Below are 1,410 nucleotides of genomic sequence, written 5' to 3' on the forward strand. Positions count from 1 at the left end.
TAGGCTTTTAATGGTTCTATCCTTTTTTTCTTCGGATAGGAGCAGTGAGGATAGACGAAAGAATAAGGTTGACCCGCCACAGGTGATAGACAGATGGACGTGAACATTGCACTTCAGATCATGCCCAGACGTTTGCAGTACCTTTCCCTTCTGAGTCTGTGACAAGCAAAATCAATCACTTGACTTTGCATCATCAAGCTTTCGTTTTCGGTGTTGCCTTCTGTGATCCAACAAGGCTCGAGCGCTTGGCAGGGTCTTCTGGCACTCAGGGCAGGTTTGCTCTCCGGTATGATCTTTTCTTTTATGATCCGTCAGGGCTTGAGCGTTTGGCAGGGTCTTCTGGCACTCAGGGCAGGTTTGCTGTGGAGTGTGATCTTTTCTTTTGTGAGCCGACAGGGCTTTCGCGTTTGGCAGGGTCTTTTGGCACTCGGGGCAGCTTTGCTCTCCGGTATGATCTTTTCTTTTGTGATCCGACAAGGCTCGAGCGTTTGGCAAGGTCTTCTGGCACTCAGGGCAGCTTTGCTCTGGGGTATGATATTTTCTTTTGTGATCCGACAGGGCTTGAGCGTTTGGCAGGGTCTTCTGGCACTCAGGGCAGGTTTGCTCTCCGGTGTGATATAGACTTTTGTGAACCGACAGGGCTTTCGCGTTTGGCAGGGTCTTCTGGCACTCAGGGCAGGTCTGCTCTGGAGTGTGTTCTTTTCTTTTGTGATTCGCCAGGGCTTGAGCATTTGGCAGGGTCTTCTGGCACTCAGGGCAGGCTTGCTCTCCGGTGTGATATCCACTTTTGTGAACCGAAAGAGCTTGAGCATTTGGCAGGGTCTTCTGGCAATCAAGGCAGGTTTGCCCTCCGGTGTGATCTTTTCTTTTGTGAGCCGACAGGGTTTTCCCGTTTGGCAGGGTCTCCTGGCACTCAGGGCAGGTTTGCCCTCCGGTGTGATTTTTTCTTTTGTGATACGTCATAGCTTGTGAGTTTGGCAGGGTCTTCTGGCACTCAGGACAGGTTCGCTCTCCGGTGTGATAGTTCCTTTTGTGATCCGACAGAGCTTTCGCGTTTGGCAGGGTCTTCTGGCACTCAGGGCAGGTTTGCTCTGGGGTATGATCTTTTCTTTTGTGAACCGACAGGGCTTGTGCATTTGGCAGGGTCTTGTGGCACTCAGGGCAGATTCGCTCTCCGGTGTGACATTGCCTTTTGTGATCCGACAAGGCTTTCGCGTTTGACAGGGTCTTCTGGCACTCATGGCAGGTTTGCTCTCCGGTGTGATATTGACTTTTGTGAGTCCTCAATGAGGCTTCAGAGCCAAGTGATTTTTCACAACCGGGGTGATCACATCGGTATTTTTTGGAGCCTGCCTGCCTTTGTTTTTTCGCAAGAGGTTGATTTAATGTTAATGATCGGCCGGTTGTGCT

1 protein-coding gene is annotated in these 1,410 nt (G+C 50.8%); it reads right to left on the reverse strand.

The window, feature by feature from the left end:
- Positions 1–171 precede the first annotated feature (171 nt).
- A partial coding sequence (locus KBW69_RS23345) for a C2H2-type zinc finger protein (RefSeq protein ID WP_257282532.1) occupies positions 172–1,410 on the reverse strand: 1,239 nt, incomplete at its 5' end.

The sequence above is a fragment of the Endozoicomonas sp. ISHI1 genome (assembly GCF_024606225.1).
Taxonomy (GTDB): domain Bacteria; phylum Pseudomonadota; class Gammaproteobacteria; order Pseudomonadales; family Endozoicomonadaceae; genus Endozoicomonas_A.